Annotated in this window: 10 protein-coding genes and 1 pseudogene; 2 read left to right on the top strand and 9 right to left on the bottom strand. The window is 44.9% G+C overall.

Going from position 1 to position 21,902, the window contains the following annotated elements; translation table 11 throughout:
* Positions 1 to 65: 65 nt before the first annotated feature.
* From QUB52_RS14955 to cobA, 6 genes and pseudogenes are all read right to left on the bottom strand, one after another.
* On the bottom strand, positions 66 to 698 hold the full coding sequence (locus QUB52_RS14955) for a restriction endonuclease subunit R (protein WP_332973426.1): 633 nt from the start codon (positions 696 to 698) through the stop codon (positions 66 to 68).
* A pseudogene (locus QUB52_RS14950) lies at positions 662 to 865 on the bottom strand (Uma2 family endonuclease); the annotation flags it as partial. The gene QUB52_RS14955 and the pseudogene QUB52_RS14950, both read right to left, overlap by 37 nt.
* A gap of 297 nt (positions 866 to 1,162) precedes the next feature.
* Positions 1,163 to 2,353 (bottom strand): tetratricopeptide repeat-containing serine protease family protein, encoded by a 1,191-nt coding sequence (locus QUB52_RS14945; RefSeq protein ID WP_332969858.1) that lies wholly within the window; start codon positions 2,351 to 2,353, stop codon positions 1,163 to 1,165.
* Between the two features lie 144 nt (positions 2,354 to 2,497).
* Positions 2,498 to 2,860: a type II toxin-antitoxin system death-on-curing family toxin gene (locus tag QUB52_RS14940; protein ID WP_332973425.1), complete on the bottom strand. Its 363-nt coding sequence runs from the start codon at positions 2,858 to 2,860 to the stop codon at positions 2,498 to 2,500.
* Positions 2,861 to 2,876: 16 nt separating this feature from the next.
* Positions 2,877 to 3,065 carry a DUF2281 domain-containing protein gene (locus QUB52_RS14935; RefSeq protein WP_332973424.1) on the bottom strand — a complete coding sequence of 63 codons (189 nt, stop codon included), beginning with the start codon at positions 3,063 to 3,065 and terminating at the stop codon, positions 2,877 to 2,879.
* 145 nt (positions 3,066 to 3,210) lie between these two features.
* Positions 3,211 to 4,776 carry a uroporphyrinogen-III C-methyltransferase gene (gene cobA / locus QUB52_RS14930; RefSeq protein WP_332973423.1) on the bottom strand — a complete coding sequence of 522 codons (1,566 nt, stop codon included), beginning with the start codon at positions 4,774 to 4,776 and terminating at the stop codon, positions 3,211 to 3,213.
* A gap of 179 nt (positions 4,777 to 4,955) precedes the next feature.
* Between cobA and QUB52_RS14925 the strand changes: the two genes are divergently transcribed.
* Positions 4,956 to 8,177, top strand: a complete 3,222-nt coding sequence (locus QUB52_RS14925) for a glycosyltransferase (protein ID WP_332976207.1) — start codon at positions 4,956 to 4,958, stop codon at positions 8,175 to 8,177.
* 87 nt (positions 8,178 to 8,264) lie between these two features.
* Here the strand turns inward: QUB52_RS14925 and QUB52_RS14920 are convergent, their stop codons facing one another.
* The 3 genes from QUB52_RS14920 to QUB52_RS14910 all read right to left on the bottom strand — a co-directional run bounded on the left by QUB52_RS14920 (position 8,265) and on the right by QUB52_RS14910 (position 20,271).
* The gene (locus QUB52_RS14920; RefSeq protein ID WP_332973420.1) at positions 8,265 to 18,023 is read right to left on the bottom strand and encodes a tetratricopeptide repeat protein; all 9,759 of its coding nucleotides are present in this window, start codon (positions 18,021 to 18,023) and stop codon (positions 8,265 to 8,267) included.
* Between the two features lie 194 nt (positions 18,024 to 18,217).
* Complete coding sequence (locus QUB52_RS14915; protein ID WP_332973418.1) at positions 18,218 to 19,219, bottom strand: homogentisate phytyltransferase; 1,002 nt, start codon at positions 19,217 to 19,219, stop codon at positions 18,218 to 18,220.
* A gap of 140 nt (positions 19,220 to 19,359) precedes the next feature.
* Positions 19,360 to 20,271 carry a methyltransferase domain-containing protein gene (locus tag QUB52_RS14910; protein WP_265234225.1) on the bottom strand — a complete coding sequence of 304 codons (912 nt, stop codon included), beginning with the start codon at positions 20,269 to 20,271 and terminating at the stop codon, positions 19,360 to 19,362.
* 217 nt (positions 20,272 to 20,488) lie between these two features.
* On the opposite strand from QUB52_RS14910, the gene QUB52_RS14905 reads away from it, so the two are divergent.
* Complete coding sequence (locus QUB52_RS14905) at positions 20,489 to 21,823, top strand: TrkH family potassium uptake protein (RefSeq protein ID WP_265234223.1); 1,335 nt, start codon at positions 20,489 to 20,491, stop codon at positions 21,821 to 21,823.
* Positions 21,824 to 21,902: the final 79 nt, after the last annotated feature.

Genomic DNA, 21,902 nt, shown 5'->3' with positions numbered 1-21,902 from the left:
GCTACTTTATGAAATTGGTATGACTAATGACTGATGACTAATGACTGATGACTACTGACTAATGACTAATTGCTAGCTGCTATTTGACTCAAGCGTTTGAGGATGCGGAGGACATCATAAAGTTCGTTACCGGGGTTGCGAGTGAGATACCCTTTAGATGTGGTATATCGCGGTGATTCTCCATTGACTAATTTAACAAAGATGAAACTGCCGCCTGTAGCAATCATGCCGTAACTGGGTTTGTCGGAATTGGGATTTGCCAGCATATAAGCTAAGATTTGCGCCAATCCCGCTTCGATGGAAAACGCAACTCGTTTCGACTCAATTACCATCAGCCAAAACTGGTCTTTCAAAACTAAAGTGTCTATGCTACCTTTGATGATTACCCCTTCGTCTTCTTCGGAAATTTCGACAGATTTTTCTGGTTTAATGTAGAAAGGATGCAGGTAAAACTCGCCAGCAAATAACAGCGGAGAGACGATCGACAAACTGATGGTTTTTTCCAGCATCGGCGGATATTCCAGCAAATTGAAGTAACCCGCTTTGATCTGATCTAGCTGTCGTTGTTGAAATTCAGTGATTTCTGGCAACTCGTCTTGCCATTCTCGAAAAAATTGGTCGTCTGTGACAAGTTGCAGGTCAAAAAGTGTTTTTAATTCTGCTAATGTGACATTTTTAGCTTGGATTGTTTGAACCATAATTTTAAACTAATTCCAAATCTTTTGTAAGAGGAATCAAAGGCTTCACCGAGTTCGGCTTGTTCGTTCCAAAGTCCAATTTGTAAGTTAAATCTTGAGTTGCTTTTTCCTGTTTTTCCTCCGGTTGGTGGCATGACGATCAATTGTCCATTGGCGTTGCGTTCTAATTGTAGATCGCGGTGTTATTCGCACAGTTGGTAGAACTGTTCGGAAGTTATTTTGATAATGGAATTGAGGTTTAATGTGATAGCAGTCATTCTTATTTACCTGCTGTTTGTATGAACTAGATTAAAAATTAAAAATGAATTATCCCATTTTTAATTCTTAATTCTTAATCCTTAACTTCTAATTTTACTGCACAGGGGATTTAAGCTCCCACCTTTAGGTGGATTGTTTTTAGGCTGGGGCTTAAATCCCCTGCCTAAAAACTTCGCTGTCAACTGTCAACTGTCAACTGTCAACTGTTACTGCACTTGTTTGATTCTGTTCAGCGCGTCTTGATATGCACTGGTTCTGCCGCCTTGGTTGTAAAGTTCTGCTGCTTTTTGAAAGTCGGCAATTGCTTTCGGTTTGTCTTCTGTTGCTAGGTAAGCTAAAGCTCGGTTGTAATAGGCATCAGCAAAACCGGGATTGGCTGCGATCGCCTGCGTGTATGCTTGAATAGCAGTGGAACCGCGGGTGGGTTCGGTTTGGGGCAAGCCGGAAGTGATGAAAGTGCGGGCATTACCGATATTAAAATACAATTCTGGGGTATATTTGGGCTTGAAAGCGAGTGCTCTGTTGAAATCGGCGATCGCCTCCCAAGCATCTCCTTGATCTAAGCGCGAAAGTCCTCGAAAATAATAGGCTTGGGCATCTTGCGGATTGGCGGTGGATACGGGGCCGCTAGTTGAGGGAGTATTGTCTACTTTCAACTCGGATTTGTTCATTCCCGCCGCTACCAGTTTTCCGATAAAAGTATTAATTGGAACTGCTGCATTAAATCCAGTTTTAATCGGCGCGACTTCGCCGGAACTGGTTTGGGCAAAACCGAATTCGCCTTGTCCGTGTAAACCGATGACTCGGCCTTCGGAGTCAAAAACTGGCCCGCCACTCATGCCACTCCAAGTTACGGCCTGATACCGCAGAGTGTAACCTTCCGATCGGCTGCGTGGGCGGCTGGTAACAAGTCCGGGAGACAGTTCGGGTTCTCGTTCGGCGCCGAAAAGTCCGCCGGTAGCGGGATAGCCGTAAACGAAGATTTGAGTGCCGATGACGGCTTGATCGGAATCTGCAAGCGTCGCGACTGGATATTCTTCGGGACTTTCAAATTTGACTATGGCTAAATCTGGGTCTGTTGGGGTTGTTTGTAAGCGAGTGACTGCGGTTGCTTGGTAGTTTTTGCCGATCGATGTGCGAACGGTATACTTCACTTCTGCCTTTTCTACAACGTGATTGACGGTTAAAACTGTGTAAGTTTTGCCATTTTTGGCAATAATTACGCCAGAACCGTCTCCTAGGGAACTATTAATTTGTACTGTCAGTGGCCCGGCGATGCTGGCGACTTGTTGCGGTGTTTTGGCGATCGCAGGTTGGCTAATGACTATGGTTAAGGCTGCGGTGGTTCCTGCTAGCAAGGTGCTTAAGGTGTCGAAACGAGAAAAATTTATATTCATGGTATTGGTAATTTGACGTAAAGGCGATCGGCTTTGTTATTTACTGATCATTTTACTCGCTTTTTTGTTCCGCGATTTCCTATGTCCAGAGTCAGTTGTAGGGTGTGCGCACCTTCTTGATCTCAAAGTAGATTTGCCAACTTATTAAAACTCAACAATACATGACTCGAACTCGGTACTTAGTTCTTCCTTAGTCATTGTCCCTTGTGCGACTTGCATGACTAAATCATAAGCTCGATCGTCCATCAAATTCAGATTGCAGCCATTCAAACGCAAAAAGGTATCTGCCACCGCAAAAGCGGTTCGTTTATTGCCATCAATAAATGGATGATTCATCGCTAGGTGATAGAGATAGGCGGCAGCTTGTTCGCTAATTGTTGGATGCAAAAGTTGACCGCCAAAAGTTGCTTGAGGTTGAGCCAAAGCTGACTCTAACAAGCCTTCATCTCTAACACCGGAAGTACCACCAAATCTTTCTATCTGTCTGGCGTGGATACTTAACACCATACTTGTGATGATAAAATTAGGAGTTTGCAAGGCGACGATAAACCTCCTTTCTTTCGCGTTCTGAATCTAGATATGCCTGCCATGTTTTGGATTCTAGTTTTTGTTCTTCATCAGTTTTCAAGGAAAGTACAAATTCAAGCACTTTCAGCAACACCGATTCTGGTACTTGGTCAAGTTCTTGAAGAAGTTGGTCTTTTGCGGTCATATTTCCTCCTCGTTATTTTACAACCATTTTACAACTTATCTCGCATTCTTAGTCCGCGAAGGCGGACTTTGTTTGTGTAGCCGCGGTTTCAACCGCCGGGCTTATCTTATCTTTGTTTGTATAATCGCGGTTTCAACCGCCGGGCTTATCTTTTATTTTTTGTTACCCATTGGACGATCGCCTCAGTCAACCCATCTAACGTATATTCTGTGGCTTCTACGTCTAATTTACCCAATAATTTTAGGCAGCTTTTGGAAGTTTCCGGGCCGATAGATGCGATGCAAACGCTTTCTAGCCAATCCTGAGACAAGGAAAGTTCGGGAGTTGTTTCTATGAGGTGGCAAAAGTTATGCACGGTTTTGGAACTGGCAAAGGTTATGATATCTACGGCTTGATTTTGGAGTGCTGCTAGGGCGATCGGATCGATAGTTTCGGGACAGCAAGATTGGTAAGCTGGTACTTCGATTACTTGCGCTCCTTTGGCGGTGAATTCTTTAACTAAAATTTCTCTACCGCCGCTTTCTACTCTGGGAAATAGAATTTTGGAGTTTTGCAATTTGTCTGGGAAGTTTTCGACTAGGGAGTCGGCGACGAAGTTGGGGGGAATAAAGTCTGGTTGTAGAGAGTGCGATCGCAAACTTTCTGCTGTTTTTTTGCCGACAACTGCGATTTTAATGCCAAATAAGCTGCGGGCGTCTTTGCCTTTTGCTTGTAAGCGTTGAAAAAAGCAATCTACAGCGTTGTGGGATGTGAGAATTAACCAGTGAAAGCTTGACATTTGGGCGATCGCCCTGTCTAATGGTTCCCAAGTGGACGGCGCACCAATTACCAAGGCGGGCATTTCGATCGCGCGGGCTCCTAGTTGCTGGAGTCGATCGCTAAATTGACCGGACTGGGAAGCTGCGCGGGTGACTAAAATCGTTTTTCCTGCTAGCGGCAGGCTGTTGTTAGAAATAACTGGTGTATCGCTCATGTTTGTACTTTCCGATCCGATTAAATATTCGCGCAATCTGACTACTTCTCCAATGACGATCGCGCAAGGCGATAGAGATTGACCTGCTGTTTGCTGTACGATGTTCAACAGAGTGCCAATCCAGATTTTCTGTTCGGGGCGGCTGCAATCTCGGATAATTGCGATCGGAGTTTCGGGCGATCGTCCGTGTTTTTGCAATTGCCAAATTATCTCGCTTAAATTGCGCCCTCCCATCAATATTACCAAAGTTTCAATCCGCACTAATGCTTCCCATTCCAGAGCATCCGGTTCGTGGGCGCTCATCACTGCAAAACAGCGGCTCATCACCGGATCTGTGAGGGGAATTCCTGCTAGTATTGGGGCGGCTAATGCTGATGAAATTCCGGGTACTACTTCAAACTTGCAGCCTGCTGTTATCAATGCTTGAATTTCGGAACTGGAGCGACCAAAAATAAACGGATCGCCGCTTTTTAATCGCACTACTTGTTTACCTAATTTGCAATGTTCTACCAGCAAGCGGTTAATTTCTTGCTGCTGAGCGGAAGGTTTACCGCCGCGTTTTCCAACTTCGATTTTCCGACAAGTTACTGGGATTAATTCGAGTTGTGGGATGTCGATGAGAGCATCGTAGATTAAGACTTCGGCTTGGGAGAGCAGTTTTTGCGATCGCACTGTCATCAAGTTACAATCTCCGGGCCCCGCACCAACTAAATAAACTTTTCCTCTTGGGTTTTTCATAAGTCATCCTCAATAGTATACTTTAAGGAAGAAGGAAGAAGAAAGTTCGGCAACGAGCAATGTACGGGATGTAACGGAGGTCATGAAGAGGGAAGTATTTAACCAATGCCCAATGCCCGATGCCCAATGCCCGATGCCCAATGCCCGATGCCCAATCCTTAACCAGAAATCCTATATTTATGCAGATTATCATCATCACGGCCGCCGATGCAAATTACTTTGAACTGGTGCGAGGTACTATTTTATCGGTGCGGGAAAAATCAGAGGGTGCAAATATTGCGATCGGCTTTTTCGATCTCGGCTGTACTCCCGAACAATTGCAGTGGCTGGAAACACAAGTTAATTTCATTCAAAAACCTGATTGGGACTTTGACTTTCCCGGTAAAAACGAAGCTCCCGAACATTTAAAAGGACTGTTAGTTAGACCTTGTTTGCGAAAGTATTTTCCTAATTTTGACATATACATTTGGATTGATGCCGATGCTTGGGTTCAAGACTGGAGAGCAATTGATTTGTTGACTAAAGGAGCGGCGCGTCGGGGACTAGCAATCGTTCCAGAAGTTCACAGAGCGAGCTTGCAGCAGTACGGGCAACTTCCTCATTTTTGGCAATGGGTTCATCAACAATATACAGCTAATTTTGGTCAAGAAATAGCCGATAAATTTTACAGTTATCCGATATTAAATGCCGGAGTTTTTGCTCTCCGAAAAGACGCTTTGCATTGGGAAATATGGGCAGAAAAACTTAATGAAGGATTGCAGAGCTCCGGCTGTGTCATGACAGATCAATTTGCCCTCAACCTCGCTGTTTATAGTGGCGAATTGTTCAATCTGACTGAAATGCTCCCAGCTTGGTGTAATTGGATTTTCAATGGTTTTCCGGTTTGGGACAAGCAGCGAGGCTGTTTTGTGGAGCCGTATTTGCCCCAGGAGGCGATCGGCATTTTGCATTTAGCTGGTCGCCAGGACTTCGATCGAATAAAATTGATGGCAACAGACGGCGATATACTGGAAATGAGCGTTCGTTACCAACCCAAAAACCAAGAAGCAATACAAATATTTCAAAAACATAATATGAATTACCAACCTAATAAAATTAGCGAAAATAATTTATCAACATCAGGAGATTATGTCTCGCCAGGATTCAAAACAATTATTCCAGATTCTTATTTCCCTAATATGATAGTTGCCGATCCAACTGTGAGTAGCTGGCCTTATTTACGCCGGGAAATTCCGCATAATTGGTATGCAGACAAGCGCTATCCATACATCGGATTTCTCAGCCGCGACGAAGCACACATTCTTTACAATACAGCCCTGCAATTTGCCGGAAAAAAAGCCTTAGAAATAGGCTGTTGGCTGGGATGGTCTGCCTGTCACTTAGCCCTCGCAGGAGTTGAATTAGATGTAATCGATCCGCTGTTAGAAAGAGAAGACATTCGACAAAGCGTCATCGATTCAATTCAAGGCGCTCTCAATGCGTCTGGCGTGCAAACTTCCGTGAAGCTCGTACCTGGTTACAGCCCCCAAAGAGTTGAACAATTAGCAAACGAATTCAACCGCAAATGGTCGTTAATTTTTATTGACGGAGAACACGGAGCGCCGGGCCCGTTAAATGATGCCATTGTCTGCGAACAATTGGCAGAGGAAGATGCAATAATTTTATTTCATGATTTAGCCGCTCCTGATGTTGCTCAAGGTTTGGATTACTTGAAAGAAAGAGGTTGGCATACTGTAGTATATCAAACAATGCAAATTATGGGGGCAGCTTGGCGTGGCAATGTTACGCCCGTCCAACATCAACCAGACCCCCATATTTCCTGGCAGTTACCCGCCCATTTACAGGGTTATAATATTAGCCATTTTGAGGCTCTTGATTCGCCCACATCCCGCCCAGAAAATCAAAAACAAGAGTCATCTTATACAAGAGATTTTTACCAAGCAATCGACGCAGGAACTCGCAGTTCTGCTACAGAAATTATTCCTTTGTTGTTAGACTTGCTGCAACCGATTTTACCTAAAAATGTGGTGGATGTGGGCTGCGGTACGGGAGGTTGGTTAGCTGCATTTCAAAAGCTGGGAATTACTGAATGTTTGGGAATAGATGGCGATTATGTCGATCGCACTCTTTTACAAATTCCCTTAAATCAGTTCCAAGCCGCCGATTTAAAGCAACCGCTACAAATAAACAGAAAATTTGACTTAGCAGTATCCCTAGAAGTTGCGGAACATTTGCCCGCCACCTGTGCTGAAACCTTTGTTAAGTCTCTCATTCAACTAGCACCAATAATTTTATTTTCGGCTGCTATACCATTGCAAGGAGGTGTCGAACACCTTAACGAACAGTGGCCGCAATATTGGGTTAATTATTTTAATAAAAACGGTTTTATAGTTATTGACGGCTTGAGAAAAAAAGTCTGGAACAATGACCTAGTAGAGCCTTGGTACGCTCAAAATATCTTAATTTTTGTTAAACAAGAAGAATTATCGAGATATCCGAAGTTAGTCAATGAGTACCAAAATACAGAATTGAATCAATTAGCTATCGTCCATCCCAAGATTTATTTTTATAGCTTGCAAACGGCTAATAAATTGGCACAAACTGTACACTCAGAAACTGTCAAGCAAGTTATGGCTTCACCAGATTGGGAACATCAACCTTTAATATCTGTGATTATTCCCTGTTACAATCAATCTCATTTTTTGCAGCAAGCAATCGACAGTGTGATCTATCAAAGCTATAAAAATTGGGAAATACTCGTTGTTAATGACGGCAGTTTAGATACTACGAGTACAGTAGCAAAAAATGCGATCGCAGCAAATCCCCAGTATCAAATCAGGCTAATAGAACAAGCTAATCAAGGGATATTAAGGGCTAGAAATACTGGGATAGCGGCAGCAAACGGCGAATACATAATGCCCTTAGATGGCGACGATATTTTAACTCCAAATGCGTTGATTTGTCTTTTGGAAATATGTCTAAAATCAAAAGTACCTTGCATAGTATTTGGTTCTTATCAACTGTTTGGCAATGAACATGGTACCGTAGCCAGTTACGATTTGTATTCGCCGGAAAATATCAAGCAATTTAATATGATTTGCGCGTCTTCATTGTATCACAAATCAGTTTGGAATTTGGTCAATGGTTACAAAGCAGAGATGAAAGAAGGTTATGAGGATTGGGAATTTTGGGTTAATTGTCACAAACATAACATTCATTTTTTTGGAACGAGAGAAATAATTATTAATTATCGTCGTGTTCATGGTTCTTCTAGGAATGAAAAAGCTCAACAATATCATCAGAAATTGGTAGCACAAGTTGTTTATTATAACAAGGAAATTTACGATCTGGAAAGTGTTAAGAATGCTGAAAATTTTTTGAAAAATATTGCCATTTCTTAGTCTCGTGTTGCACGAATTTTGTGTGTGTATGCCCGGTTTTATCTTCGTTTGTGTGCGCTTTTAACCGCGAACTCTCATCAACAGATTTTATTTCAGATTTAGTATAACATTAAGAAACCGATTAACTTGTTTTTTCCAAGTCCAATCTAGCATAAAATTCGTCGCAGCTAAACCGCGATTTTTCGCAACTTCGCGATTAGTATAAAGTTGCTCCAAAGCATCAACAACTTCTGCAACATCAGACTCTCCCCAACCTTCGACACCAGCAAAATGAGCAGTCGGTTTAACTTGTCCCTGATGCGATAAAGGATAGCAAATGTTGCTGTAAATCAAGTCTAAATGACCAGTGTTTGCTGATAAAATAGTCGGAATTCCGCAGGCCATACTTTCCATTGCGACTAAATTAGTGCCGCCTTCGCAGCGGTTGGTGAAAACAGCACAGTCGGCTTCTCGCAAAATTTGTCCAGCGAGGTGATTGGGTATTAAGCCGATGTCGATAAAAGAGTCAATCGGTAAACCGTTGGCGGCTAACCATTGGGAAATTCCTAAACTTCCATCGCGGTTAATATTGGGAAGTCCGGTAACGTTTCCGGTTTGTTCCATTCCTAGCATATATTGAGGCCAAAAGTTATGCCAAGCTGTTAGTAATAATGCCTCTGGATGCTTGGCGCGAAATTGTTTGAAAGCGGCAATTACTATGTCTTGGCCTTTGCGATATTCTAGTTTGCCGCCGGAGAATATCACGAAGCGATCGCCAAATAGATTAGATTTGGGTGCAGGATGGAAAATTGTCGGGTCAATTCCTTGATTTACCATCGCCACATTCGTTAAGCCACAGCTTCGCAAAACATCCGCATTCCAGTTAGAACCGGCGACAATTACGCTATATTTTTTCGCTTTTTCTACGGCTTCTGCTGTGATGCGCGTGTCTTCAAAAAATATGACTCCTACTTGACAAGCGCTGGTAAGTTGATTCTCTACTCCTGACGTTACTAAATTATTCCCCAAACCGTAAAGTACGGGAAAGTTAAAAGCGATTTGTTTGTCATAATTCGCGGTTACTAATTCTTGAAAATGTTTCTGCTTTTCTATTAGGGGTAATAACAGCGATTTGTGCAGCGGATTGAGCGATTCTGAGGTGATGGATGGCGGGACTAAAAGTGCCACTTCCCAGGCGGGATTTCGCAGCAGTTGCAGTGTTAAATTCATGCCGTAAATTCCCCAGCCGCTGGTGAGGCTGAGCGGCCAACTGATGCCGATTCCTGTTATTTTTGGCGGGGTTTCTGGGGGAATTTGTAGGGGCGGTGCCCCCGTGCCCGCCCCGGCCAGGGTTTGTAGGGGCGTTGTCGCTTCTGCCTTTTTAGAATTAGAAATTAGGTTTTGCAGTGCTGCTTTTATCCGATCGCCCACGGCATCCCAATCACCGGGTTTTTGCTGGCGAAACAACCGCATAGTGGGATACCAAGGGCTATCTTCGCGATCGAGCATCCACCGCCAATCGGCCACGAAAGACAGCAAAATCCACACCGGTTTCCCCAACGCACCGGCTAAATGCGCCACAGAAGTATCTACGCAAATTACTAAATCCAGTTGGGAAATAATCGCTGCGGTGTCGGCAAAATCAACGCAATGTTGGCTCAAATCTTGAACTTGCTGTTGATTTAATAAAGCGTAATCCCTCGCTGCTAATTTTTTTTGCAGGCTGTAAAAACTCGCTCCCGGAACATCTAAAAACTTCACAAAATCGCTTAACTTACACGATCGATCATTGTTCTTGCGGTGCAGCGGCCCACCAGCCCACACAATACCTACTTTTAGCTGATTGTTTGATTCTAGGGAAAATTTACAATCCTCTGGCACTGTCAAATAAGGAATATTTACAGGCATATTTTCCAAAGTCGTTCCCAAAATTCTGGGCAAACTCATTAGCGGCGCTTGTACTTCAAAATCCGGCAAATCTTGCGGCTTTGTTGCTACAATATCTATCCCTGCAACTTTTTCAAACAAACGCTTCAGCGATTGATGACAAGCCACAATAACTTTGCCACCTTTTTGCTTAACTAAAGATGCGTAGCGGATAAAATGAATCGTGTCGCCCAAACCTTGTTCTGGGTGCAATAATATTGTTTTCCCCTGCAAATCGGAACCGTCCCAAAGCGGTTGATCGAAATATCGGGGCTCCAATTCTTGAGTTTGCCAGCGCGATTCGTACTCCGCAAAGCCGCGCTCAAAATTTCCCGTTAAGAGCAAAGCTAAGGCTAGTCTCAAACGCCAATTGGGCGATTCGGGACGTAGTTGAATTGCTTTATTGTAGAATTCGATCGCCTCTGCGACTTTTCCCTCTTCTTCGAGGGCGGAACCCAAATATAAGTTAGTTTCGCTGAGATTCGGATTTGTTTTTAGGGCTTGCTTGTAGTGGGAAATAGCCTCGGTTATTTGCCCGTTTTCCTGTTTGAAATAACCTAAATAACTGTGAGCTCCTGCGTGGTTTGGTGAGGCGACAATTACTTGCTCGTAACGACTGGCTGCTTCGGCTTGTTTCCCTTGTTTTCGCAAGGCATTTGCTATGTGAAAATCCACATCAACTGCTGTCAGTTTTTTGGTAGAGACGAGACTGGGCGATGGCGATGTTTCACTCGCAACCATCAAGGATTTTGTTAACTCTTGTAAAGCTATTTTTACGCGATCGCAAACACCCTCCCAATCACCCGCTGTTTCCTGCCGAAACAACCGCGCAGTGGGATACCAAGGGCTGTCTTCGCGCTGCAACATCCACCGCCAATCGGGTACGAAAGAGAGCATAATCCAGACGGGTTTGCCCAAAGCACCGGCTAAATGCGCCACAGCAGTATCAACAGAAATTACTAAATCCAGTTGTGATATCACCGCCGCAGTATCAGCGAAATTGTTCAAATTTTCGCTCAAATCTATTACGGAAGTTTGATTTAACAAAATGCGATCGCCCGCAGATAATTCTTTCTGAATACTATAAAAACTTACGCCCGCAATATCTAACAATTTCAGAAAATAGCTTAAATAACTCGATCGCTGAAAATCCTTCAAATGTTCCGAACTTCCCGCCCACACAATCCCCACTTTGAAATTGCTATCGGCATTTAGGGAAAATTGCCAATTTGGAGGCGCTGCTAAATAAGGAACATTTGCGGGTATATTTTCTAAATTTGTTCCCACAATATGCGGCAAACTCATCAGCGGTACTTGCACTTGAAAATCGGGCAATTCGTCCATCCGCACCGCCACTTGTTCGATGCCAGGAATCTGCTTGAATAAACGCTTGAGTTCTTGATAGCAAGAAAGGATTACTTTGCCGCCTTTTTGCTGCACGATTGCCGCGTAGCGCACAAATTGAATTGCGTCACCCAAACCTTGTTCGCAGCGAATCAAAATAGTTTTTCCGTGCAAATCTGAACCGTCCCAAATCTGCCGATCGAAATTCAACCACTGTATTTTCTTTGCTTGATCGGTTTGCCAGCGCCATTCGTACTCTGCAAAACCGCGAGGCAAGTCACCTGTTAACAGCAGCGCCAAGGATAAATTGAAGTGAGATTTCGCACAATTTTGATCGTAACTAATAGCTTGATTGTAACATAAAATTGCCCGGTCTATTTCGTTATTTGCTTCTAAAACCGTGCCTAAATTATTCAGCGCTTCTACATAATTTGGCTGTAAGGTTATGGCTTTTTCTAAGCTAACCGCAGCTCGATCGAATTGGTGCATTTCTAAGAACAAATTTCCCAGGTGATAATGTCCTGCGGCGCTGTCAGGTTCTATCTCAATTGACAGACAATAAAGGCGTTTAGCTTCTTCTAGCTGATTTGTTGCTTGCATTGCCGCGCCCAAATTTACGATGGCCGGCACGTAATTGGCATTGATGGAAAGTGCTTGATTAAAACAGGCGATCGCACTTTGCAACTCGCCCTGCTGCTGGAGTGTCGCACCGAGATTGTTCAGCGCTTTGACGTAAAGGGGATTTAGGGCGATCGCCTTTTGAAAGCAAACTACAGCCTCGGCTATATTCCCCCGATCTTGCAGCAAAATACCCAAGTTATTTTGCGCTTGAGCGCAGTTCGGGTCAATTTCGATCGCGCGCTGATAATACGTCGCAGCTTCGGCTAAATCCCCTGTTTGGTGCAGCGTCACTGCCAAATTAGTAGCGGACTCGATCGAATCTGGCTGCAAAACCAAAGCATTCTTAAAATATGCGATCGCCTCAGCAAGCCTTCCTTGCGACTTCAGCAGATTTCCGCGATCGAACTGTTTCTTAGCCAACTGAATATTGGGCTGAGTTGCTATTGGCGGGCGAGCTTCTTGATGCTGGCTAATTTTTTCTTTCAGCGCCAATACAGCCCGTTCTAAAACGCCTTCCCAATCCCCCGCTGTTGACTGACGAAACAGTCGCGCCGTCGGATACCAAGGACTATCTTCCCGTTCCAACATCCACCGCCAATCCGGCACAAAACACAGCAAAATCCACACAGGTTTGCCCAAAGCACCGGCCAAGTGCGCCACAGAAGTATCCACCGAAATCACTAAATCCAGAGCCGATATTGCGGCCGCTGTATCGGCAAAATCGTGCAAATAAGAGCTTAAATCTGTGACAGGCATTTGCTCTAACAAAGCGCGTTCTTCTGCTGTTATTTCCTTTTGCAAACTGTAAAAATCTGCTCCGGGAATATCTAATATTTTGGCTAACAAATTGAGCGGGAACGATCGCAGTTTATTTTGGGAATTGTTAGTATTGCCACACCAGACAATGCCTACTTTCAAATTGGCAGTTTGCCTCAAAGTAAATTCCCCGTCGGGAGGCGGAGCTAAATAAGGAACTTGGGCGGGTATACTTTCTAAAGTTGTTCCCAGAAGGTGCGGCAAACTCATGAGGTGCGCGCGAACTTGAAAATCCGGCGCTGCTTCTGGACTAATTATTAACTGATCGATTCCCGCAACTCGTGCAAACAATCGCTGCAAATGCGGCAAACACCAAACAATTACCTGGCCGCCTTTTTGCTTGACTAATTCTGCGTAACGAATAAATTGAATTGCATCGCCTAAACCCTGTTCCGGGCAAAGCAAAATTGTTTTACCCTCCAAATCTTTGCCGTCCCAAATCGGCTGGAAAAAGTTGTATTGCGGGAACTGTTTTTTTTCAACTACCAGCCGCGATTCGTACTCTGTAAAACCGCGTTTAAAATCTCCAGCCAGCAGCAATGCTAAAGCTAAATTTAGGTGAGATTCGGGGTTGGCGATATTGAATTCAACTGCTTTATCGTAATAGGTGACAGCATCGGCAAATTGTCCGCTTTGGTGCAAAATGTTTCCCAAACCGTTGAGGGAATTGATATAACCGGGTTTGAGTTCGATCGCCCGATTGTAACAATCCATCGCCTCCGTCGTTTTTCCGGCTTCCTCAAAAGCTTTAGCGAGATTGTTCAAAGCTTCGGGAAAGTCGGGTTTCAGGCTCAAAGCTTGCTGATAGCAGGCGATCGCATCTTGAATTTTACCTTGTTTTTGCAAGACAATTGCCAGATTGCAGTGAGCGCCCGCACGGGCTGGATATTTCTGAATCCCTTGCTGGCAAAAGGCTAGAGCCTCATCTAACCGATCTTGGTTTGACAGCCAACTCCCGATCGCCAGATCGGTTGCTGCCAAATCGGGTTGCAGCGCCAGAGCTCGATCGTAATAGGCGATCGCATCTGCAACTCGGCCCTGACGGATCGAGGCGTATGCTAAGTTGTGCAAAGCGTCCAAATAGTTGGGATCGAGCTCGATCGCCCTTTCGTAATTCGCGATCGCGCGATCGTAATCCGCGCCCGTTTCCTCCCCTTGTGTCTCCAAAGCAATGCCCAAATTCAAATAAGCCGCTGCGCAATCAGGATTGACTTTAATCGCTTGCTGGTAAAGCGAACAAGCCTCCACCACCTTCCCTTCTTCTTCCCGCAGTAGCCCCAAATTAATCATCGCTTCGGCGCAATTCGGGTTCAAAGACAGCGCCCGCTGGTATTGTGCGATCGCCTGTGCTGTCTCCCCTGCTTCCGCCAGCGCGCTGCCCAAATTGCTCGCAGTTTCCGCCAAATTCCCGTCGATTTCTAGCGCTTGTTGGTAGTGCGCGATCGCCTCTGTCAACCGCCCGACGTGCTGTTTGACAACGCCTAAATTGCTGTGGGCTGCCGCGTAATTTGGATCGATCGCGATCGCCCGCTGATAACACTCGATCGCACCGGCAAAATTGCTCTGCATCTGCAAATCTCGGCCCTCGCGAAACTCTGCATCCGCCGCATCCGACGGCACAAATGCTGCGGAAACAGCGCCTAGAGCCTCCGCCACCCGCTCAAAAACCCCCTGCCAGTCCCCCCTTTCCCGTTGGCGGAACAGCCTTGCACTGGGATACCAAGGACTATCTTCGCGCTCCAACAGCCACCGCCAATCCGGGGAAAACGCCAGCAAAATCCACACTGGTTTGCCCAAAGCGCCCGCCAAATGGGCGACAGCGGTATCGACAGTAATCACTAAATCCAGTTTGGCGATCGCAGCCGCAGTATCGGCCAAATCCCCAAAATGCGGGCTCAAATCGACGATCGGCGTTTGATGCAACAGCGCGCGATCGGCCTCTAAAACCTCTTTCTGCAAGCTGTAAAAACTTACCCCCGAAACGTCCAAAAGCGGCAGAAACTGACTTAAACTGCAAGAACGCTGCATATTTTTGCGGTGTTTTGGATTCCCCGCCCAGACAATCCCAACTTTCAAATTGCGATCGGGCAAAAGCGTAAATTCAGCACCCGCCGGCTTAGATAAATAAGCAGTAGTTGCCGGGATTGTTTCGAGCGTTGTACCGAGAACATAGGGCAAACTCAACATCGGCACTTGCACATCAAATTCCGGCAGAGGTTCACCTCTAACTATGAGCAAATCAATGCCATCAATCATGGCAAACAAACGGCGCAATTGTGGATAACAGTCAACAATTACCTTGCCACCTTGCTGTTTGACGATCGCAATGTAGCGAATAAACTGAATCGAATCGCCTAAACCTTGTTCAGCGTGCAGTAAAACAGTCTTTCCCTGCAAATCGGAACCATCCCACAGTGGCCGGTATTCTCTTGCTGAAAGTGTATTTCCCTGTGCCGTCAAAAAACAGGAATGGCTAGTTTTAAATTCTTGAATTGTCCAGCGCCATTCATATTCGGTGAGACCATTTTCCAAGTCTCCGACCAACAGCAAAGCCAAGGACAAATTCAGGTGAGCGCTAGCATGATTTGGATTCAAATAAATCGCCCGTCTGTAGCAGGCTATCGCATCTTCAACTACGCCTTTTTCCAGAAAAGTTCTGCCTAAATTGTTGATAGCTTCCACAAAGTCCGGCAGCAATTCCAGAGCTTTGTGATAATACTCCAGTGCCTCTTCTAAATTGCCCTGTTCTTGCAAAACAGTTGCCAGATTGTTGTAAGCTTCCCAGCTATGGGGATGAATTTCCAGCGCCCGCCGGTACAGATCGAGCGCCCTTAAAAGTTCCCCCTTTTCTTGCAGCGCCACCGCTAAATTAATCAGTGCAGGCACGAAATCCGGTTCAGCAATCAGAGCTTGTTCGTAATGCGCGATCGCATCTTCCACTTTACCTTGTTCCTCAAAAATTTTGGCTAAGTTGTAAGCTGTTTGAGGGATGTTTGGAGCGATCGCTAAAGCTTCTTGATAATGCGGGATAGCTGCATCTAATTCGCCATTTTCTTGTTTGAGAAAACCAAAGTTAATCCGCGCTTGCACGCAATTTGGATCGAGAGATATTATTTGATCATAAAGGGCGATCGCTTCTTGCTTATCGCCTGTTTCCATTAAATGTTCTGCTTGTCGCAATAAATCCTCTAAAATCAGCGAATTTGCGATCGCCAGAGATGTCTCAATCCCCTGCGAATCCTTGACTGGTGAGTCAGTCGCTAACGCTTCGCCCGCGATCGAAAATACTTGTTTACTCTCCTCAACTGGGCTGGTAGCTGTCAATTCCAGTGGCTGATTTTTCGCAGCATCCTCGACAGAAATATCGGCAAAAGTACCAGAATTTGCGATCGCAAATAAACTCAAAGCCGCGTGCACATCATCAAACAATTCTTGCCAACTTTCCGGCTGAATTTGGCGAAAAAGCCTTGCAGTTGGATACCAAGGATTGTCTTCGCGCTCCAGCAGCCAGCGCCAGTCAGGAGCAAAAGACAGCAGCACCCAAACCGGTTTTCCCAAAGCACCAGCCAAGTGCGCCACCGATGTATCAACAGTAATTACTAAATCCAATTGAGATATAGCAGAAGCCGTATCAGCAAAATCGATCAGATGCGGACTCAAATCCGGGACTAGATGCTGGTGTAATAAAGTGCGATCGCACTCCGACAAGTTTTTTTGTAAACTATAAAAAGCGATTCCTGGCACATCCAAAAATTGAATAAAATCGCTTAAATTGCAAGAGCGCTGATTATCTTTCCGCCGTTTTGGACTCCCCGCCCACACAATTCCCACCTTAAATTTTGCATCAGAAGCCAGCGCAAACTTGCACTCAGCAGGCGGACTCAAATAAGGAACATTTGCGGGTATTGTTTCGAGAGTTGTCCCCAAAATTCTGGGTAAACTCATCAGCGGTACGTGAAAGTCAAATACTGGTAAACCCTCAAAACTAACTGATAAATATTCAATGCCGGCAACAGTCGCAAACAACCGCATCAGTTCTTGATAGCAAGCCACGATGACTTTAGCGCCTCGGCTGCGAAGAATCGGCGCGTAGCGAATAAACTGAATCGAATCGCCCAGACCTTGCTCAACGTGGAGTAAAATAGTTTTAGAATGCAAATCGGAACCATCCCAAAGCGGCTGTTGAAATTGCCTCGGTTGTAGTGTCGGAGTGCGCCACCGCCACTCGTATTCAGCAAAACCGCGCTGATAATCTCCGAACAATAGCAAACTTAAGGCTAATTCCAGGTGTGCGATGGCGTTGTCTGGCTGCAATTCCAAGGCTCGACGGTGACAAGTAAAAGCCTCTTGAAATTCTCCTAAATCTACTAAAGCGTGGGCGAGGTTGTTAATAGCATCCACGAAGTCGGGCTTTAAGCTTAATGCTTGTCGGTAGTGGTCTATGGCTGTTTTTGTATTGCCTTGTTCGTGGTAAAATGCTCCGATATTGTTTTGCGCGTCGGGATTGTGCGGTTCTATTTCTAAAGCTTGCTGGTAGTAGTTGAAAGCTTCGGTTAATTTACCTTGCTGCTGCAAAACTCTGCCCAAGCCTAGCAGAGAATATGTCAATTTAGGATTAATTTTTAAAGCGTGTAAATAACAGGCTGCTGCATCGTTGAGTTGATTTTTTTCTGTAAATATTTTTCCTAAATTGTGGGCGGCTTCAACCAGGTTTGGGTCGAGTTTGAGCGCTGTTTGATAATATGAAATTGCCGAGTCGATTTCGCCCAATTGCTGTTTGATCCAGCCCAAATTATTGTATGCTAGTGCGGTATTTGGTGAAAGTTGGATGACTTGTTCGTAACTGGCGATCGCCCTTTGAGTTTCGCCGACATCCATCAAAACATGGGCTTTGTTTAAATGTGCTTCTACAAAATCGGGGTTTTGGGCGATCGCGCGATCGTAAAAGTCGATCGCCTCAGCCACTTTTCCCTGCTGTCTGACTGCTATTCCCAACAAACACAACACGTTTGCTGACTCCGGCTGCACTTCCACGATTTGCCGGTACAAATTTTCAGCTTCTAACAAACGCCCCGCTTGATGATGTGTCCAAGCTATGTTCAAAGAATCTTCAGCACGCATTTTGACGGCAGATTTTTGCGATTTTTTCTTAGAAGCCATAGTTGTCTTTGTTATTTGGGAGTTCGCTAACTTGTCATTACCAACTTATTTCAATCTGTTAACTATTCCTTCTTTCTTCCCTCAACCTCTTTAAATTCGTTAAATTTATTAAAGTGATTACAAAAAGGGTTCTGAAATGACCTCCATGAAATCCGTTACATCCCGTACATTGCTCGCTGCCGAACTTCCTTCTTTTATCCTAACAAACAAGCAGCGGGAAAAATCAAATATTCTAAGAAAAACAACTTCCAGATAAACTGATAAAAATCGGCAATTTCTTTCTGCTCGTCCAAATTAACTTTGACACTCCAAAACCACATCAAACCCAAAGCCACGAAATGAGCAACTGCCAGAAATACTAAATTAACATTAGACAATGTGACTACTCCGGCTAAAGTCGCGCCCAAATAGCAAACCGTCAACACCCAGCGAGACAAATTAAAGACAGCCGGTTTGCCCAGCTCGATCGTAAACGTAGTAATATTGTATTGCTTGTCGCCCTCCATGTCAGGGATATCTTTGAAAATGGCGATCGCAAAAGTAAACACAATCACAAACACCGTCAGCACCCAAACTTCCGCCGGAATTGCCAAAGACGCGCTATCCAAACTCCAGCCAGAGAAAGCGTTTTTCGCCTTTCCCAAGCCCAAAACCCAATTAAAGTGCAGAAACAGACCTAAATTGACGATCGCCCCACGCACCGTAAAAATGCACAGCGCCGCCCAAAAAGGAAACCGTTTCAGCCGAATTGGCGGCAGAGAATAAGCAGTCCCGATTACCAAACTCACCCCAACTGTAGCCAGCAAAAACGGGCCTTGTAAAATAGCAGTCACAACTGCTAGGATTCCGGTTACACTTACAATTAATTCGCCAGTTTTGCGAGAAAACGCTCCAGAGGCGATCGGCAAATACGGCTTATTAATCTTATCAATTTCAACATCTTCTAACTGGTTCAATCCCACAATATAAATATTGCCGCAAATGCAAGCAAACCAAGCAAAAAATAGCGGCAAAAATAGCGGATTCGCAAAGGAACTGGTGCTTTGGGCGATCGCGTACAAAGCCATTACACTCAACGTAGTCCCGATAATCGTATGCGGCCGAGCAAACTCCCAAAATGCCCTCACCCAGCTTTGCGGAGCCGAGCCATTTTTATCTTTATCAATCCCAGACTTACCAATCGAATCGTTTTCCATAAATCCTACAAACGCACCAAAAATAATATTAAGTAAGGTGTAAATTATCCACCTTACTTAATTGAACTTGCAGCCAGAAATACCCTCTTCCTTCTTCCCTCTTCCCTCTTCCTTCTTCCTTCTTCCCTCTTCCTTCTGATTTATTTTACAGCACAAATCAGCCCGAAACGAATCAATCCGCTCTGATATCCCCTGCTCATTAATCCGAGAGCAAGAGCAGCTTGAATAGTCGTCCAACCGCTCGTCAGCAAACCCCAAATTGCGCTCGGAGTCAAAGCAGAATCGATCACCACATCCCAAAACGGAGCAACTGCTTTTGACCAATCAGCGCTGCGAATACTTGTAAAAGGCAAACTGCGGACAATTTCCTCATATTCCGGCAAAGAAATCACGTAAGGCAAAGCATAAACCCGGTAAATTTCTGCCAATTCCTTTCTCTCTGCATCAGTTAATTCTCCCGCCGTTTCTCCCACCGGGCGGTGACACCAAGTTGCTAACATCAAAGTTCCTCCCGGCTTGAGCACGCGACAGCATTCCTGCAAAAATTTAATTTTGTCGGGCATATGTTCGCCACTTTCGAGTGACCAAACCAAGTCGAAGGACCCGTCAGGAAAAGGCATATTTAAAGCATCTGCTACCAAAAAGTTAACATTACTTTCCAGTCCAGCGATTTTAGCACGTTCGATCGCTCTATTGGCCTGTACCGGACTCAGCGTAATGCCGGTGGCTGTCACCCGATCGACCCCACCATCCGACTTTAAATTATTTTGCGCGATCGAACCAAACTTTTCGGTTAAATACAGCGTACTGCCACCAATCCCGCAACCGACATCCAAAATGCGGTAAGGTTCACAGAGTGCCTGATTTGACGGCACTCCAGCCCAACCCAGCAGTTCTTCGATCAAATCTATCTGAGCCTGTCGGCGCTCTTTTTTCAAATTGCCATCTGCGCCGTAGTAGCCGTGGTGCATATGTTCGCCCCACACCTGCTCCCACAAACCGCTAGAAGCGTCGTAGAGTTCCTGAATTTGCTGGTAAAGTGTTGATGTCATCGCACGATCGCAAGTTATTAAAGGAATTCTACCGTTATTTTCCCGATGTTGTCATCTTTTCCGGTTTTGGGCGATCGCACAAAACCGCAAACAGATATCGATTTGCAGATCCCCTCTCAAATCGCCAATCAAAAAAATCGATTTATCGATTTGCAGATCCCCTCTCAAATCGCCAATCAAAAAAATCCAAAATCCCCAATCTAAAATCTAAAATCGAATGACTGTCTCGCGAACCATTTGCTTGGGCTTTCTCGCCGTCATTATCCTAGGTGCTCTATTACTGATGATGCCCTTTTCCACAAGTGATGGAACTTGGAGCGATCCAGTCACAGCAATCTTTACCTCTACTTCCGCTGTCTGCGTCACAGGCTTGTCGGTTGTGGATGTCGGAAAATATTACTCTTTTTGGGGGCAACTGTGCCTAGTTTTATTGGTGCAAATAGGAGGCTTGGGCTACATGACAGCCACAACCTTCTTGCTACTGTTATTGGGCCGCCGCTTTGGCTTAAAAGACAAAATTGCCCTGCAACAATCACTTGACAAATCCGGGCTAGCCGGCGTAGTGCAACTCGTGCAGTCAATTCTAGCAACAACCGTTTTGTTTGAATTAACTGGAGTTTTTTTGCTAATGTCCGTTTTTGTCCCAGAATACGGATTTAAAGACGGTCTCTGGTCTGCCGTATTCCACAGCGTTAATGCCTTTAACAACGCCGGCTTTAGCCTCTACTCAGATAGTTTTACTCGCTACGTCAGTTCGCCTCTGATTAACTTCACAGTCACCGGTTTAATCATATTTGGGGGAATCGGTTATCAAGTAATTATGGAAATGTACCTGTGGCTGCGCGCTCGCTTCAACAAAAGCCCGGTATGCACAGTTTTTTCCCTAAACTTCAAAGTTGTTACCAGTACCACTGTTGCCCTTTTAATTTTAGGAACGCTAATCTTTTTGGTACTGGAATACAACAATCCGGCAACTTTCGGTTCTCTGAATTTTCCGCAAAGGGTAATGGCAGCTTGGTTTCAATCTGTTACTCCCCGCACGGCGGGGTTTAATACAATTGACATTGGCAAAATGAGCGACGCAGCGCTATTTATAACGATCGCCCTAATGTTTATCGGTGCCAGTCCCGGCAGCACCGGCGGCGGCATCAAAACCACAACTTTTAGGATCTTGTTTAGCTGTACCGCAGCAGTTCTCGAAGGCCAGGAAGATGTGCAGTGCTATCAGCGTCAAATCCCGCCAGCAATGATTTTGAAAACCATTAGCGTAGTCTTCGGTTCCCTATTAGTCACCTTCACATCTGCAATTTTAATTCAGCTAACCAATCCCGAACTAGACTTTATCAAAGTTTTGCTTGAAGCCGTGTCAGCTTTTGCCACTGTCGGTCTTTCCGCAGGGATTACAGCTAAGATTTCAGTGCTAGGCAAGTTGGTTTTGATTGCTACAATGTACATAGGTCGGGTTGGGGTGCTGTTGCTGATGAGTGCCGCTGTCGGCGACCCCAAACCCAGAGCTTTTAAATATGTTGAGGAAAGTTTGTTAGTTGGATAAAAAATTTGCCTTATTGCTGATAATCTAAACAATGGGTGACAACCCAAATCAACTTTTACTATTTACCTAAAAATCAAAA

This window comes from Microcoleus sp. A6-C6 (assembly GCF_036705955.1).
Classification (GTDB): Bacteria; Cyanobacteriota; Cyanobacteriia; order Cyanobacteriales; family Microcoleaceae; genus Microcoleus.
Note: the sequence above shows the minus strand (reverse complement) of the source record. Positions and strands in the feature narration are given on the sequence as shown.